This window comes from Aquimarina sp. AWH4_224 (genome assembly GCF_056160245.1).
Genome location: NZ_JBSWWU010000007.1, coordinates 285,118 through 303,207, shown reverse-complemented (window position 1 = coordinate 303,207; position 18,090 = coordinate 285,118). Strand labels below are relative to the sequence as shown.

Annotated in this window: 10 protein-coding genes; 9 read left to right on the top strand and 1 reads right to left on the bottom strand. The window is 38.0% G+C overall.

Features of this window, described 5'->3' with window-relative positions; all coding sequences use genetic code 11:
* The first annotated feature begins 7 nt into the window (after nucleotides 1–7).
* The 4 genes from ACXAGJ_RS15390 to ACXAGJ_RS15375 all read left to right on the top strand — a co-directional run bounded on the left by ACXAGJ_RS15390 (nucleotide 8) and on the right by ACXAGJ_RS15375 (nucleotide 8,349).
* Nucleotides 8–937, top strand: coding sequence for a hypothetical protein (locus tag ACXAGJ_RS15390; RefSeq protein WP_474841033.1), 930 nt, complete (start codon nucleotides 8–10; stop codon nucleotides 935–937).
* An 88-nt stretch (nucleotides 938–1,025) separates the two neighbouring features.
* Nucleotides 1,026–6,554: an alpha-2-macroglobulin family protein gene (locus tag ACXAGJ_RS15385; RefSeq protein ID WP_474841032.1), complete on the top strand. Its 5,529-nt coding sequence runs from the start codon at nucleotides 1,026–1,028 to the stop codon at nucleotides 6,552–6,554.
* Nucleotides 6,555–6,677: 123 nt separating this feature from the next.
* On the top strand, nucleotides 6,678–7,442 hold the full coding sequence (locus ACXAGJ_RS15380; RefSeq protein WP_474841031.1) for a 5'-nucleotidase C-terminal domain-containing protein: 765 nt from the start codon (nucleotides 6,678–6,680) through the stop codon (nucleotides 7,440–7,442).
* Entirely contained in the window at nucleotides 7,432–8,349 is a 918-nt protein-coding gene (locus tag ACXAGJ_RS15375; protein WP_474841030.1) for a bifunctional metallophosphatase/5'-nucleotidase, read from the top strand. Before ACXAGJ_RS15380 ends, ACXAGJ_RS15375 begins: the two co-directional genes overlap by 11 nt.
* 12 nt (nucleotides 8,350–8,361) lie before the next feature.
* Here ACXAGJ_RS15375 and ACXAGJ_RS15370 read toward each other — a convergent pair whose 3' ends face one another.
* The gene (locus tag ACXAGJ_RS15370) at nucleotides 8,362–10,584 is read right to left on the bottom strand and encodes a tetratricopeptide repeat-containing hybrid sensor histidine kinase/response regulator (protein WP_474841029.1); all 2,223 of its coding nucleotides are present in this window, start codon (nucleotides 10,582–10,584) and stop codon (nucleotides 8,362–8,364) included.
* 303 nt (nucleotides 10,585–10,887) lie between these two features.
* Here ACXAGJ_RS15370 and pbpC point away from each other — a divergent pair, with 303 nt between their 5' ends.
* From pbpC to ACXAGJ_RS15345, 5 genes are all read left to right on the top strand, one after another.
* On the top strand, nucleotides 10,888–13,239 hold the full coding sequence (pbpC, locus tag ACXAGJ_RS15365) for a penicillin-binding protein 1C (protein ID WP_474841028.1): 2,352 nt from the start codon (nucleotides 10,888–10,890) through the stop codon (nucleotides 13,237–13,239).
* A gap of 108 nt (nucleotides 13,240–13,347) precedes the next feature.
* Complete coding sequence (locus tag ACXAGJ_RS15360; protein WP_170864646.1) at nucleotides 13,348–14,001, top strand: TetR/AcrR family transcriptional regulator; 654 nt, start codon at nucleotides 13,348–13,350, stop codon at nucleotides 13,999–14,001.
* Nucleotides 14,002–14,010: 9 nt separating this feature from the next.
* The gene (locus ACXAGJ_RS15355; protein WP_474841027.1) at nucleotides 14,011–15,699 is read left to right on the top strand and encodes an AMP-binding protein; all 1,689 of its coding nucleotides are present in this window, start codon (nucleotides 14,011–14,013) and stop codon (nucleotides 15,697–15,699) included.
* Nucleotides 15,692–16,486, top strand: a complete 795-nt coding sequence (locus ACXAGJ_RS15350) for an SDR family NAD(P)-dependent oxidoreductase (RefSeq protein ID WP_474841026.1) — start codon at nucleotides 15,692–15,694, stop codon at nucleotides 16,484–16,486. Before ACXAGJ_RS15355 ends, ACXAGJ_RS15350 begins: the two co-directional genes overlap by 8 nt.
* A complete protein-coding gene (locus ACXAGJ_RS15345) occupies nucleotides 16,486–18,087 on the top strand; it encodes an acyl-CoA carboxylase subunit beta (RefSeq protein WP_474841025.1) in 1,602 nt (533 codons plus the stop codon). Before ACXAGJ_RS15350 ends, ACXAGJ_RS15345 begins: the two co-directional genes overlap by 1 nt.
* The last annotated feature ends 3 nt before the right edge of the window (nucleotides 18,088–18,090 follow it).

The following is an 18,090-nucleotide window of genomic DNA, read 5'->3' as shown; positions in this document are numbered from 1 at the left end:
TTGTTTTGTGAAAACAGTGTTGAACGGATTGATGTGCTTTTTGTTTATCGTTACCACTACCAATATGATAGCACAAGATATTACAGGAATGTATAGGATGCCGTCGGGTAACCCAGAGGGAGGAAGTACCCTGGTTGCCTTGGAAAATGGGAAATACATTATTTTTTACTTTGGAGGAGCACAGATAGGGCGTTGGAAAAATGTTGGAGATCATAATGTGGTGTTTACTCCTCATCAGGAAGAAAGCGGTTTTCAAGTATATGGTAGAAAAGATAGTGACTTAAATAACAAAATTAGGATTGCTTTTTTCGGCTTTGAAAATGGACCTACTCTCCTGGGGATAGATACATCAAGAAAGGATTCATTCAAAAAAGTTTTTAATGACGATGCCAACTGTTTTGGCCCACTTCATGTCGAAGTTTTTGATACAAATACCAAGGAAATTCGTTTTGCAGCGCAACCAGAATTAGGAAACATAGAAGCAACAGGGTTTAATATCGAGGATTATAATGATTTTATAACCTACTATATTGGGCCACAACCAGTCGATTCTTTTTATGCAGTTTTTAAGGAAAACAAATTATTTTTTGATGAAAACGCAGGTATAACACGGAGTGATTTACCTGAGGAAGGAGAAGATATACAATATGCCAGGGAATTGGCAAATACTATAGATCACATTGAAAAAGTGAAATATTGTAATCCGCAATACCATCTTTTTCAAGATCCAATCCCATCGTTTTATGTGTTTAACGAAGAGAAAGGAGCTTATTTAGATCCCGATAGTTATCAAGAAGATCAGGAATTTATCCCAGATGAATATGATTATGACGATATGTCGATAATTTATGCTTACCGTAGATGTAATCCAAATATTTTGGACATATCTGCGATAGAGATTGATAAGGAATCAATTTTTATTGAAAAATGTGATTAGGATATAAGTTCTTAATTTATAAACATTGGGATACCATATAGAAAAGCAAAAAACACTACATTTATAAAGTCAACTAAATCCAATCTGTATGCAGTATTCTAGAATTCTTTGGGGATTACTATTCGTAACACTTATTTTTTCCTGTAAGAAAAAGGACGAGGCCGAAATGGCAAGATTCAACGCCTCAGAACTTAGTAAGTATCATGAGTATATTTCAGATATCTCTTCTGGAGTAATTTCGGTATATGATCAGGTGTATGTGGTCTTACAAACCCCGATAGAAGGATGGAGTGATAATCAAGAATTACCAAGTGATTTATTGTCTGTATCTCCCAGAGTAAAAGGTAAAGTAATTGCTGTGAACAACAGAACAATATCCTTTCAACCTGAAACTCAATTTAAAGAAGATACGCAATATACATTTACTTTGGAACTGGAAGATTTGGTTGAGGATCTCAAAGATGGTCTTGATGGTGAGTTTGTATTTGGAGTTAAAACCCTGAAACAGCAATTTTCTGTGTTGACCAACAACTTACAGTCGTATAGTAAGGATTGGCAATATATTGACGGTACGTTGTCTTCTAGCGATCAAATGACTTTTGAGATTGCGAAGCAATTGGTAACGGCAACACAAAAAGGAAAAAAGGTATCCGTAAAATTTAGTGAATCTGGGAGTAAAAGTAGACAATTTAGTTTCAGAATTGATAGTATACAGCGTTTTGAAGATGATTCTGAAGTAGAAGTAAAATGGTCTGGCAAATCCTTGGATATTGATACCGAAGGAGAGGGAGTGCTGTCTATACCTGGTAAGAATAATTTTTCAGTAATCAGTGTATCTGTGGCCAATGTAGATGATCAATATATCGAGGTTAACTTCTCTGACCCGTTACGAAAAAATCAGGACTTCAGAGGATTGGTAACTGTTGGAAATGAAAGCAATTTACGATATGTAGTGAATGGAAATGTACTAAAAGCTTATCCCAAAAAAGAATTGAAAGGTACACAATTGGTTACCATTCATGAAGGAATTAAAAGTACAGATGATTATCGTCTAAAAAACACTTATACAGAGAACATTTCGTTTCAGCAACCCAAACCGGAAATTCGATTACTACAGAGTGGTGTTATTCTACCAACTTCAGACAATCTGAAATTCAATTTCGAAGCAATTAACCTTCGTGCAGTAGAGGTACAGGTGATCAAAGTATTTGAAGATAATGTATTGCAGTTCCTTCAAAACAACAATTTGTCTGGCTCAAGTAATTTGAGAAGTGTAGCAAGGCCAATAGCAAAAAAACTGATCAACCTTCAGGAAAATGCTTCTTTGAATCTTAGCAAATGGAATGCTTTTGCAATCGATCTTAAAGACTTAATCACTCCGGATCCAGGAGCTATTTACCGAGTAGAGTTAAACTACAAAAAGGCATACTCGCTATATCGTTGTGATGGAGAAGCAGTAGAGGATACTCCTATCGAAGAACTTGCCGATAATTATGATGAAGAAGAAGCAGAGTCGAGTTTTTGGGATACGTCTCAATATTATTATGAAAGTTATTACGGGTACAATTGGAATGAGAGAGACAACCCTTGCGACAATTCGTACTATAGAGATAGAAAGCTAAGCGCTAATATTCTGGCTTCCAATTTGGGAGTTGTGGTCAAAAAGGGATTGAACCATTCCTATATGGTTAGTGTAAATGATATCGTAACCACCAACCCAGTATCCAATGCCAAGGTTACTTTCTATAACTATCAGCAGCAAGAGATGGGTGAGGCCACAACCGATGCCGAAGGGATTACAGGTTTTGATGCTGATCGACCAGCATACTTTGCAATTGCCAAGTCAGGAAAACAACAAACCTATGTAAAGCTGAACGATGGTAATGCATTATCAGTGAGTAAATTCGATGTGGCTGGTGTTCGACTGCAAAAAGGAATCAAAGGGTATTTGTATGGTGAACGAGGTGTTTGGCGACCTGGAGATACCTTGTTCTTATCGTTCATGCTCAATGATAATGCGAATAAACTCCCACAGGGACATCCTGTAAAATTCGAGTTGAAGGACCCTTACGGCAAGGTAACGTATCAAGAAACCAAAACTCAAGGAATAAATAACTTCTATCGATTTACAGTAGCAACTTCAGATGAGGCACCCACAGGAAATTGGCAGGCAAAAGTAAATGTCGGAGGAGCCAGCTTTAGCAAAACCTTGAAAATCGAAACGATCAAACCTAATCGATTAAAAATAAAAACAACTTTTGAAGATGAGATTCTTGGAGCGAATAAAGACATACAAGGTGATCTGGAAGTGCTATGGTTGCACGGGGCTATTGCCAAAAATCTGCAGGCTGACATCAATACTCGATTCAGCCCAACAAAAACCAGCTTTACAACATTTCCAGGCTATGTTTTTGATGATCCTACCAGAAGATTTGGAACCGAAGAGCAAGAGGTCTTTAATGGCAAAATTTCTGACCTGGGGAAAGCAAGTTTTAACCTTACACCTAATCTGGAGAATAAGGCTCCCGGAATGCTGAGAGCAGCATTTATTACCAAAGTATATGAAAACGGAGGGGATTTTAGTACCGATGTGATGACCAAAACCTATTCTCCGTATCAAACTTATGTGGGTCTCAATACTCCCAAAGGAGATAAAGCCAGAGGGATGTTGCTTACCGATACTCAACACAGTTTTGAAGTGGTTACGGTAGACGAAAAAGGAAATCCAAAATCAGTCAACAATCTAGAGGTCTTTGTGTATAAAGTAAATTGGAGATGGTGGTGGGACACCTCTGAAGATAACTTGTCGTCGTATAACCGAGGTTCATACCGAGATGAAGTATTCAAAACCAAAGTGAATACCGGGAGCAATGGAAAAGCTAATTTCAATTTTGAACTCAAATATCCTGAATGGGGGAGATATCTAGTAAGAGTCGTAGATCCTTCAGGAGGACATGCTACCGGAAAAACCATTTATATCGACTGGCCAGGTTGGGCAGGAAAATCAAGAAAAAATGATCCTTCGGCAGCTACGATGTTATTGTTTTCTACCGATAAAAACACTTATAACGTAGGAGAAAAAGCCACAGTAACCTTCCCATCCAGCGAAGGAGGTCGTGCTTTGGTAACTGTAGAGAACGGTACAGAGGTATTATTATCTCAGTGGGTGACTCCTCAAAAGGACGAGACCAAGTTCGAAATCCCAATAGAAGAATTGTACACGCCCAATGTATATATCCATATTACCCTGTTACAACCACATTCTTCAACCAAAAACGACCTACCCATAAGATTGTATGGTGTCGTGCCGATATCCGTAGAAGATCCTAATACGAAGATCGAACCAAAATTGACCATGCCGGATGTGTTACGACCCGAAGAGACGATCACGGTAAAAGTGGGCGAGACCAACGGGAAGGCAATGACCTATTCTATTGCTATAGTAGATGAAGGACTATTGGATCTTACCCGTTTTAAAACACCGAATCCGTGGACTAGTTTTTATGCACGAGAAGCGTTGGGAGTAAAAACCTGGGATATTTATGATGAGGTGATTGGTGCGTATGGTGGTAGTATTAATCAGGTGTTCAGCATTGGTGGTGATGCAGAAGCTGGGGGAAGTAAATCCAAGAAGGCAAATCGCTTTAAGCCAATGGTGGTTTATGAAGGGCCGTTTGAATTAAAACAAGGAGAAACCAGAGCACACAAAATTAAAATTCCAAAATATGTAGGCTCTGTACGTACAATGGTTGTGGCATCCGATGCAGAAAAAGCGGCTTATGGAAGTACAGATAAAACAACACCAGTTCGCAAGCCATTAATGGTACTGACTTCAATTCCTAGAAAAATTACTCCTGGAGAAAAAGTAACCATACCTGTTACTGTTTTTGCAATGGAGAAGAAGGTAAAAAATGTGACTGTTAGTTTGAAGCCAAACAAAGGGTTTACTGTTGTTGGAGAAGCACAACAACAGCTTACATTTGCACAACCGGATGAAAAAATGGCTTATTTTGATATTGAGGTACTTGAAGGCGCTTCGATTACCAATATTGAAGTTGTAGCTAGTGGTAATGGTGAGAAAGCCTCATATAGTGTACCTATCGATATTCTCAATCCAAATCCTATGACTACCGAAATCACTTCGGTGGTACTTGAACCGAATAGTGAACAAACGATCAATTTTGACGCTTTTGGGATTGATGGAAGCAATGGTGCTACAATCGAGTTTTCTTCGTTGCCACCAATGAATTTTGAAGGTCGTTTAAGCTATTTGATACGCTATCCGCATGGATGTGTTGAACAAACTACCTCGGCTGCATTTCCGCAGTTGTATCTGGGAGATGTATTCAACCTTTCTTCAGAAAAGAAAGATAAAATTCAGAAAAATATTGAAGCGGCTATCCGAAGATTAAAACGTTTTATACAACCCAATGGAGGGATGTCCTACTGGCCAGGATACACGAATCCTAACGATTGGGGAACGACCTATGCAGGTCATTTCTTGTTAGAGGCGAATAAGAAAGGGTATGTGTTGCCAATAGGTTTCAAGAGTAACTGGATTAATTATCAACAACAGCAAGCCAAACGATGGAGGGGTGGAAACAATGATTTGGCTCAGGCTTACAGATTATATACCTTGGCGTTGGCTGGAAGTCCTGATTTATCATCCATGAATAGATTGAGAGAGTCCTCGAATTTATCTAACAATGCCAAACTTAGATTAGCTGCAGCTTATGGATTGGCAGGACAAAAGAGCGCAGCCAACCAATTGTTGAATTCGGCTAATATCGATTATAGCGTAACAAAAAATAGCTATTACACTTATGGTTCTACCAATCGAAATAGAGCTATGGCTATCGAAACTTATGTATCGCTAGATCGTAAAGAAAAAGCACAAGAAGTAGCCGTTGCCTTGGCAAAGGAGCTATCTTCTAATAGCTGGATGAGTACACAAACCACGGCGTATGCCTTGGTAGCTATGGCCAAATATGCGGATTATGTAGGTGGTAAAGGAGTAAACGTGGGATACAGTCTCAACGGAAAATCCAATACGGCAAATACAGAGAAAACATTGGCGAGCTCAGGAGAGTTGAGTATTACCAAAAACAATACGCTGGTTCTGAAAAACAATAAAGACAATACCATCTTCGTACAGATTGCAACTAGTGGGATTTTACCGGTTGGAGAAGAGAAAGTAATTCAGAGTAATTTTAAGGCGATCGTAGATTATAAAAATAGAGATGGTAGAATCATTGATCCTACAAAATTGACCCAAGGGACCGATTTTGTTGCCGAAGTTACCATTACCAATACTACTGGGTCCAAGGTGAAGGATATTGCACTTACAGAACTATTCCCTTCGGGATGGGAAGTTGTGAATACCCGATTTACTGATTTTGGCTCCTTTAAAGCCAATAAAGTGACTCATACCGATATCAGAGATGATCGTGTTAATTTCTATTTTGATTTGAAACCGAGAGAGAGCAAAAAAGTGACCTTGTTGCTTAACGCTTCCTACTTAGGGAAATATTATTTGCCAGGTATCCAGTGTGAAGCGATGTATGACAATGACTATTTGGTAAGAACAAAAGGAAGGTGGATTGAAGTAGTAAAATAAATACACCAGGGTGAAATCCCTTATTTTAACTTAGCAAAATGTTAAATGATATGATGATCTTAGAATTAACAGTGAGTTAAAACAATTTTGCGTACCATTGTGGAAATTATATGTGGTAAAAACATGAAATTTAGAATCAGAATAGTTTTGATGTTGCTTACCGGAACCTTGTTTTCGTGTAAACAACAACCATTTACAGTAGAAAAAGTAACCTCTAGTCCTCAAAAAATCGATGCATCGATTGCCGACGATAAAGAAGTAGATGATTTTATTGCGCCATTTCGCAAGCATTTAAATGAGACACTGGATGCTCCACTTTGTATCGCAACAAAGGATCTTACCAAAGGTGATGGTGAATTAGAAAGTACTTTAGGAAATCTGGTAGCGGATATATCTTTAGAACAAACGGCTTCCATTTTTACGAAAAGGCACAACAAGAACATCGATTTGGTATTGCTAAATCATGGAGGATTAAGAGCTCCAATCCTAAAAGGAAACGTTACAGCAAGAACTGCTTTCGAGGTAATGCCTTTTGAAAATGAACTGGTGGTTGCGGAATTGACTTCTGAAAAGACAAAAGAATTAATTTCCTATTTGACTGCAAGACTTCGTGCCCATCCGATAAGCAATCTGGAATTAAGCATTAATAAGGAAACCAAGCAAGCAGAAAAAGTACTAATCGATGATAAACCTTTGGAAGAAGGAAGAACCTATTTGGTGTTGACTACAGATTATTTGCAACAAGGTGGCGATCGTATGGATTTCTTTAAGGATCCAGTACATCTCTATAAAACAGATTATAAGCTTAGGAATGCTTTGATTGATTATTTCAAAAAGACAGATACACTTCATGTTTCACTAGATAAAAGAATGAGTTATGCAAAGTAGAAGAGTGTTTATTCAGCAGATGGCATCGGCTACAGCCTTTGCAAGCTTGGGAGGGTTAAGTTTAACTTCGTGTACACAACCCATGTCCAAAAAGATTACCGTATTACACACCAATGATGTACATAGTCAAATAGATCCACTTCCCAAGAACCATTACCGATATCCGGGATTAGGAGGTTTTGCACGACGAGCTTCGATCATCGAAGCAATCAGAAAAGAGAACCCAAATACAATTTTATTAGACGCTGGTGATATTTTTCAAGGAACACCGTACTTCAATTATTATGGGGGTGAAATTGAATTTAAACTCATGTCGAAGCTGAATTATGACCTGGCTACAATAGGAAATCACGATTTTGATAATGGAATTGATGGATTATTTGGACAGTTACCCAATGCTACTTTTGATTTTGTGTCGGCTAATTATGATTTCAAAAATACCGTTTTGGATACTCATGTAAAGCCTTATAAAGTATTGGTAAGAGATGGTATCCGAATTGGAGTTTTTGGGCTTGGAATTCAACTACAAGGACTGGTTAACAAAAACCTTTATAAAGAAACAAAATATTTGGATCCTATAGAGATTGCCCAGGATATGACACAGACACTAAAACAAGAAGAAAAGTGTGATATCGTTATCTGTTTATCGCATATAGGGTATGACTACAAAAAATCACCAGACCGGATATCAGACCTTAATTTGGCCAAAAAAACCAAGGATATTGATTTAATTATTGGAGGGCATACCCATACCTTATTACCAAAACCTACTATAGTTGACAATGCGGTAGGTGAAAAAGTTTTAATCAATCAATGCGGTAACAGTGGTGTTTATATGGGACAAATTGATTTTTATCTAGATAATAAGGGTAATAAAACATCAAAAGGAAGATCTATTGCAGTGTAGTTTATAGCAATCTTAAGAATCTGGTTGACGCTTTCTTTTTACAAGATGCTTAAATATAGCATTACGTAAATCCATTTTAAGTAGCGGTTTATTGAGTAAATCATTCATGCCTGCTTTTCGGCATTCTTCTTCTACTTCGCTTAATTCTGATGCAGTAAGGGCGATAATAGGGATAATAGTATCAAACTCGCGAATTTTCAAAGTGGCTTGCATACCGTCCATTACAGGCATATTAATATCCATTAAGACCAGGTCGAAATTTTCTTTTTTCAAAATTTCGAGCACTTCTTCTCCGTTTTCTACAATAGTTGATTTGCAACCAATTTGGGTAAGTAATTTTTTGGTTACCATCTGATTGATTTTGTTGTCTTCGGCAATCAAGATGTGAGCAGAAATGGTATGACTAACTTCTATATCTGTAGGCAGGCCAGGAGTGCCGTTTAGCTGATCTGCAATTTGTAGATCAAGATCAAAGTAAAAGCGAGTTCCTTGTTTTTTATTGCTTTCAAATTGAATCCTGCTGTTCATCAATCCTAACAATCGTTTTACGATAGCCAATCCTAACCCTGTTCCTTGTTTGTTGCTATAAATACTTCCGATTTGAGAGAATTCTTCAAAAATATATTCTTTCTGATCTTCTGGAATTCCTATTCCAGTATCTTCCACCTCAAACCGAAGGGTGACCCTATCGGCAGAGGTAGTAATTGGTTTGACCCGAAGCCAGATCTTTCCATTAACAGTAAATTTTATGGCATTGTTGATCAAATTGATTAGGATTTCGGAGATTCTTAAGGGATCAATCAACAACGAATTAGGAATGGAGTGATTGTATTCAAAAATTAACTCATTTCCTTTTTCTCCAGCTTGAAATTCGAAGGACTGCAATATGTTTTTTGTCAGTGAAGCCAGATTGGTAGGGGTTTGTGTAAGATCTGTCTTTTCTGAATCGATTTTGCTAATTTTTAAGACCTTGTTGACCAGGTTTAACAAATGGTCTGCAGAAAACTTTAAGGAATTGAGTAGTTTTTTGTCGTTGTCAGACTGTTTGTTGTTTTCTATCAAAAGAGACGAAATACCAATCACTCCATATAGCGGAGTTCTTAGTTCATGACTTACCGTAGAAATAAACTGAGACTTGATATTACTCAATTTCTCGGCCTGAAGCTTAGCTTGATTCAGTTCAGCATTTTTAGCTTCAAGAATTTCACTTGCTTTCTTCTTTGATATATATCCCCGGTAGTAAAAGAAAACTACAAAAATGAGTAAAACAAGTGCTGCCAAAGAAATAGTAATAATAGTTTTATTACTTCTATCGATGTTTTGCAATAGTTCCTTTTCTCTTTCTGAAGCGCTTAATTTTCGTTCATATTCATCTACTTTGAACCGGATTTTTGCAATTTCTTCATTTTTATTACGGGCGTTTTTGAAAACTTCAAACTCATTCCTCTGCATTCTGTTTAGATCTTGTATGGCTTTGGGATAATCACCCATCGCCTGATACATCTCTGATCGATATTGATAAAAATAGCTTTTACCTTTCAGCCAGTACTTATCTTCGGTTTCCAACAGGTCGAATGTTTTATCATAGTTTTCTTCAGCACTTTTAAAATCTTTTTGATGAGCATAGTTTCTTGCACGTATTAGGTACAGGGTGCTTTTACCGAGTTGAATACTATCTGGAATGATAAGATCCAAACTGTCAGCTTCTTTAAGATAGGGAGCAGCTTCTTCGTACCTATCCAAATCCATAAAGGTCCAAATAAGGTTATGTAAGGGGATTTGATAGTTATTAGCCGGATTGATTTTTTTACTGAGCTTAACCCCTTTTTTATAGTAAATTAATGCGTTTTCATAATCTTCGTTATCATCGTAGTAAATGTTTCCTAGGCTATGTAGTATATAGGGTAATAGTATTTTTGAAGTGGTTTTCTCGCTATGGTCTAATGCCTTTAGTAGATTGGTTTTAGCATTGTCATAATCAATAATTTCATATTGAATAGTACCCATCATAAAATAAGAATGGGACAAATAATGATTGTGATTGATCTCGTTAGCATAGGTGACCGCCTTGAAGGCAAGTTCTAAGGCCTCATACATGTTATTCTCCAACCTTAGTTCTTGAGATTGCTGAATGAGCACATCAAGACTATCTATTTTCTCATAACCTTTATCGTTTTGAGAAAGCAGAACCCCGGGCATAAGCCAGAAGAGAATGACGATGGTAACTTTTTTCAACACACAACAATTTTAATAAAAATACACGGATTGCGTAGGGGTAATACCCATTATATCAATGACCGACCAATTGTATTTTTACGTTTGAGTCCCTTAATTTTCTCAACCGAACTGAAGAAAAAAAAGCATTTTCTTGTTTTAAGAGGTTCTTAAATTTAATGAAAATCTGGGATTTATTCGAATAATGATAGCGGTACTTTAATGAATTCTAATAGTTTTGAAGGATAAATACCTGCATTTACGCTAATTTTATTTTCTAAACTTGAGAGGTTAGAAAGCGATTACCATAAACAAAGCATATTTGTGTTTCAGAGAATAAAGACATACATCAAAAAACATCCTAAACGTATTATAACGATAGCCGTTTTATTGATATGGTATTATTTTTCTCTTCCTGCTACACTATTTAAAGATCCAACAGCAACAGTGGTGGAATCTGTAGATGGTGAGTTGATTGGAGCCAAAATAGCTAAGGATGGACAATGGCGTTTTCCGGAAACAGACAGTGTACCCACGAAGTTTGCAAAGTGTATAATTGCTTTTGAAGACCAGCAATTTTACAATCATCCCGGATTCAATCCTATTGCTATTGTAGATGCTATGATTGATAATAGTAAAGCAGGTAAAATTGTAAGAGGAGGAAGTACCTTAACACAACAGGTGATTCGACTATCCAGGAAGGGGAAAAAAAGAACATACTTTGAAAAACTAAAGGAACTCATTTTAGCTACACGATTGGAATGGGGTAAATCAAAGTCCGACATCCTCAAACTATACGCTTCTCACGCTCCTTTTGGAGGAAATGTAGTGGGAGTTGATATGGCAGCATGGCGTTACTTTGGATTGCCTGCGCATCAGCTTTCCTGGGCAGAAAGTGCGACCTTGGCTGTTTTACCCAATGCACCTTCATTGATTTATCCCGGAAAAAATCAAGAGCGATTGCTGAAGAAAAGGAATCGACTATTAAAAACGTTACTAGAACAGCAGACTATTGATTCATTGACCTATACACTTTCCATTCAAGAAACTTTACCGCAAAGGCCATACAGATTGCCGCAAATTGCTCCGCATTTGGTGGATAACATCGCAAAAAAACATAAAGGAGAAAGAGTGCAAACTACACTCCGATTGGCACTTCAAAAACAAGTCAATGACATTGTAAAAAAACATTATGATCAGCTTCGTCAAAATGAGGTGTACAACATGGCGGTTTTGGTATTGGATGTAGAGACCAGAAATGTATTGAGTTATGTAGGGAACACTCCCACAGACAAGACGCATCAAAAAGATGTAGATATTATTCAAGCAGCTCGAAGCACAGGGAGTACTTTAAAACCATTATTGTACGCAGCAATGATGGATAAAGGAGAATTGTTGCCAGAACAATTGGTATCCGATATCCCAACGGTAATAGCAGGGTATAATCCCAAAAACTTTGATGAAACCTATAGTGGCGCCGTACCGGCAAACAGGGCATTGGCAAGATCTCTTAATGTGCCCGCCGTACGATTATTGCAGCAATATGGATTACAGCGTTTTCGAGATGAATTGAACGCGTTTCATATTAAAGATATTCAATATAGCGCAGATCATTATGGGTTGTCTTTGATAGTAGGAGGTGCAGAGGCTAACCTTTGGGACCTATGTAAAACTTATGCGGGGATGGCAGGAACGCTGAACCATTTTTTGGAGTCTTCGAGTGAGTATTTTACCAATGAATTTGCAGAACCTATCCTTGAAAAGAATAGGGAGGTTGATTTTGGGAAACCAATCAAAGAAAAATTGATTTTTGGAGCAGGAAGTATTTGGCTCACTTTTGAAGCCATGAAAGAAGTAAACCGACCTGAAGGAGACGATGCTTGGGAGTTCTATGATTCTTCCAAAGAAATCGCTTGGAAAACAGGTACCAGTTATGGTAATCGCGATGCTTGGGCAATAGGTGCTACTTCAAAATATGTGGTTGGCGTATGGATCGGAAATGCCGATGGAGAAGGTCGTCCAGAAGTTACTGGCCTAACTGCTGCAGCACCTGTGCTCTTTGATGTGTTTAATATTGTTCCGGATACAAAATGGTTTGCAACTCCATACGACGATCTGGTTACGACAACAATATGTGCTCAAAGTGGTCATATAGCTGGAGAGCATTGTCCTAAAAAAACTATTAATGTTTCGCTTTCTGGAACCAAAACAGAACCTTGTACTTATCATCGACTAATTCATTTGGACAAAGAGAGGAGGTATCAGGTAAATTCCTCTTGCGAATCTGTAGATAATATGATTCACGAGTCGTGGTTTGTATTACCATCATTGCAAGCATACTATTTCAAAAATAACAATGCTGATTATCATGAATTGCCTTCGTTTCGTCCTGGTTGTAGTACCGTAGATGAAGATCGAATGGATTTTATTTTTCCCAAAGCCAATAGTAGTGTTTACTTGCCTAAGGGTTTTGATGGTAAAACCAACGAAGTTGTTCTTAAAATTGCGCATACCAATCCAGAAGCGCAAGTGTTCTGGTACGTCGATGAGCAGTTTGTTGGGACAACCCGGCAATTTCATGAAATGCCAATCCTACCCGAGCCGGGGAAACATCTGATCACCATTCTGGATGAAAATGGGAATGAATTAAAACGCGTTATGGAAGTGAAGGAATAGTATTCTTTTGCTGTATTAGTGCTTTCAGTTTCTTAAATTAGTCATAAATGACTAAAAATATTGCTAATTATATAAAATTTATTTCTATATTTGAGTAAAAAGGAATACGTGGAAACGAAACAAAGGATACTCAGTCAGGCGCTTAAGGCCTTCAATAAATCAGGATACGGTGCAGTAAATCTATTCGAACTTGCAAAATCTTTGGAGATGAGCAGAGGTAATATGACCTATCACTTCAAGGATAAAGAAGCTTTGTTGAAAGCATTGATGGACCAATTGTGGGAAAAGCTAACCAGTGGGCGAGTGGCCAAAGGGATTCCCTCATTTCAGAACTTGCATCATGATGCACAATTGTATTACAAGCTGCAAAAAGAATACTCTTTTATATTTCATGATAACCAGGTGTTGAAACACAAACTGATCGCACCGAAAATGAAATCCCTTTGTGATAAAACGGTAAAGGATATCGAAACAGCAATTGCATTTTCTATTCAATTAGGAAATATGCAAACAGAACCAGTACCAGGGGTATATAAAAACCTGGCATTAACATCCTGGATGATGATGTTTTTTTGGTCATCCCAGCAAATGATTCGAGGAGATAAAACAAAGGAAGATGGAGAGAAGGTAATTTGGAGTTTGTTACTGCCTCATCTTACTGAAAAGGGATTGGCTTCCTTCAAAAAATTCTTTGGAGATGCTTATTTGGATAGTTTGGGCGAAGGATTTGATCAAACTATGGAATCGTATATCAACTTTTAAACTTCAGATATGGCTAGCATCGGTATTCCAGATCATGATTCGCTCCCAGAGTATTTTTATCATTGGGTGCAGGAAAAGCCTGATGCTCCATTCTTAAAACAACCAAAAGGAACACAATGGAAAATAGTAACCTTTGGTGAAGCCTACAAACAGGCTTCAAAAATGGCAAATGCTTTGATTTCTATGGGTTTAAAAAAAGGAGATCATGTAGCCATTTATTCCAAAAACTGTTACCACTGGATTCTGGCAGATTTGGCCATAATGATGAGTGGGATGGTTTCGGTACCCTTATATCACAACCTTTCTGCAAACCAACTTTCTACAGTACTAAAGTTAGCTGATGCAAAAGCAGTTTTTATAGGTAAGCTCGATCAATGGTTAGCTCATCCAGAGCACGTACCCAATGATGTTCAAATTATACGTTTTCCGCATTATCAAGGCAATGCAGAAGTAACCCAAGGTGTTTTGTGGGATGATTTGGTGAATAGTAATGAACTATTACCAGAAGTTCATGTTTCGGATCCAGAAGAATTATGGACGATTTTATTTACCTCTGGGACCACAGGTACACCAAAAGGAGTAATGCATATCCATAATACTCCGGTGCAGATTATTAAGGACGACAGTAAGAATGATTGGGTAGGGATCGCTAAGCATCCAACACCTAATTTATTATCATATTTACCGCTAAATCATGTTGCCGAAAAAATAGGGGTATATGCCGTAGCACTCATGCTTGGTGGGACTGTTTCTTTTGGAGAGAGCATCGATACCTTTGCCAAAAACTTACAAGATACACAACCCACAATCTTTTTTGCAGTGCCCAGAATTTGGACCAAATTTTATCTGGCAGTTGCCAACAAAATATCATTAAAAAAACAAAAACTGCTGTTTAGCATTCCGATTATTTCTGGGATTCTGAAAAAGAAAATACGATATGGTTTAGGATTGTCGAAAGCCAAAATAGTGGCCACAGGATCTGCGATTACACCCACCTATCTCAAAGAATGGTATGCGGATCTTGGGATTCATCTTATCGAAGCCTATGGGATGACCGAAGTTTGTGGTTCGATTACCAATACCCCCATGTTAGATGCACCTAAAGATTCCGTAGGAAAACCCATTCCCGGTTGTGAGATCAAAATTGCAAAGGATACACAAGAGGTGTTAATGAAATCTCCCTATATGATGAAAGGGTACTACAAAGATCCAGAAATGACAGCAAAAGTGCTAAAGAATGGATGGCTCCATAGCGGTGATAAAGGGAGTTTTGATGAAAATGGTTTCCTGAAAATTATAGGTAGGGTTTCTGATGCGTTCAAAACAAGCAAAGGAAAATACATTACACCCAATCCTCTCGAAGAAGAAATAGAGAAAAATGTATTGGTAGAACAGGTATGCATTGCTGGTTTAGGCATTCCTCAACCTATTGCGATTGTGAATCTTTCTGAAGTTGCACATGATACTCCAAAAGAAGAAGTTGAGGTAGCACTGGATCAAACGCTTTCCAAATTGAATGATACTTTGGCGAATTATACAAGAGTATCCACCATTGTTATCGATCAGAATACCTGGAATATGGAAAATGCATTCCTTACTCCAACATTAAAAATCAGAAGAGGAGAGATCGATAGGCGATATAGTAAATACTTTTTGGAGTGGCATGATCGTAATGAAAATATAGTTTGGTATGAGTAAAATGGTGCTCATATCGGGAGGTTCTAGTGGTATTGGGTATTCCCTATCCAGATATTTTGCAAAGGCAGGATACACCCTTCTTTGGGTTTCTCTTTTGCCAGAAGAAATTGAAGCGTCTAAGAAAAAACTATTACAAGAAATCAAAGGATGCACGATACATACTCTTGTTGAAGATTTGTCCACAACAAATGCAGCACATAACGTGCATCAATGGGTTACTAAAAACGAATGGGATATTGATGTTCTGGTGAATAATGCAGGATTTGGTACCTATGGATATTTGAGCAATACAACTCGCGAAAAAGAACTAAAGATGGTTCATCTCAACGTGGTATGTGTGTATGAAATGACCAAGTTGTTTTTGAAAGATATGACGAACAAAAACAAGGGGACTATTATCAACATTAGTTCGAATAGCTCTTTTCAACCAACTCCCAAATTAAGCACTTATGGTGCAACAAAAGCATTTGTTACCCATTTCAGCCGAAGTATAAATGAAGAATTGAAAATGCAGCAATCGAAGGTAAAAGTAATTTGTGTATGTCCCGCGGCCATCGAGAATACCAACTTCAAGAAATCAGGGAATATGGAAAAGGTAAGAACATTTCAAGGTATTGCGGCAACAACTGTCGAAGAGGTGGCTAGTGATATCTGGAAAGGGTTTAGCAGCGGAAAAGATTTTATCATAAGTGGTAGAAAGATGAGAATGTTATACCGAATCTCTGGATTACTTCCCTATAGATTTCAACAGTTTTTAGTCAGAAAAGAAATTAAAGAAATAGCATAATGAGGCCCTTATCATCTACAATTAATACGACAAGTGAAGCTTTCCAGAACAACAAGAAAGCCATGCTCGATTTGGTCGCCAAATTAGAGGAACATCTTAAAGAAAGTCGATTTCAAGGGAAGGAAAAATCCATTGATAAAGCCAGAAGCAGAGGCAAATTACTCGCACGAGAACGCATCGAATTGTTGTTGGACAAAGACAGCCCTTTTCTTGAATTATTACCACTGGCAGGTATGCAAAATAAGAATGGTTTTGGTGCTGGTGGAACCAACGTTTCAGGAATCGGTTTGGTACAAGGTAAATTGTGTATGATCAATGCCAATGTAGGAACACGTAAAGGAGGATCTGTAGACTATGCAACTGTTTTTAAAGGTTTCCGTATTGCAAAAATTACCAGAGAATGTGGGTTGCCTTCAATTAATTTGGTAGAAAGCGGTGGGGCCAACCTCCCGGACCAGGCCAAAATATTCAATTATGGAGGTGAAGCCTTCAGAGAGATTACAAGAAGATCTGAAATGGGCATTCCAACAATATCTGTAGTATTTGGTAATGCTACGGCAGGGGGAGCGTATGTGCCAGGGATGTCCGACTATGCCATTTTTCAAAAGCAAGCTGCAAAAGTATTCTTGGCGGGACCTCCACTAGTAAAAATGGCAACCAATGAAATTGCAACCGACGAGGAACTAGGTGGTGCCGAAATGCACAGTAGAGTATCTGGAGTTTCAGATTATCTAGCCGAAGATGAAAAAGACGCTATCCGAATCGCCAGAGAGATTATGGAATTTATACCAGCATCCAATCCTCATATGATCCCAGAATTGCCTATCAAAGCACCGCTTTTTGATGCCGATGAGATTTTAGGTGTAGTCCCAGAAGATAGTAAAACACCATTTGATGTAAGAGAATTGATCATGCGAATTACAGATGGATCCGAATTTGCAGAGTTCAAATCTGAGTATGGAAATACAATGGTCTGCGGGTGGACAAAAATTCATGGATACCCCGTGGGGATTTTAGGAAACAACGGAGTTATTTTTTCAGAGTCCGCCAACAAAGCAGCACAATTTATACAACTATCCAACCAAAAAAACATACCCTTATTGTTTTTGCAGAACACCACTGGATATATGGTGGGTAAAGCTTATGAAGAAGGAGGAATCATTAAAAATGGGGCTAAGCTGATCAATGCAGTTTCTAATAGCAAAGTACCATCTATAACCTTAATGATCGGGTCTTCATTTGGAGCAGGTAATTATGGGATGAACGGTAGATCCTATGAGCCTAATTTTCTCTTTTCTTATCCCAATGCAAAAATAGGAGTGATGGGTTCACAACAATTAGCTGGGGTAATGCGGATCATTCAAAAAGCATCGGCAAAAGCCAAAGGAATACCCTACGACGAAGAGCAAGCTAAAATGATCGAAAATATGTTAATCGCTGAGGCCGAAGCCAAATCTTCTGCATGGCATTCTACTTCAGAATTATGGGATGATGGGATTATTAATCCTAAAGAAACACGCAATTATTTAGGGTTTTCACTAGCGGTTTTATACAACCAAGAAATAAAGGGATCAAATAGTTATGGTGTCTGGAGGCATTAAGAA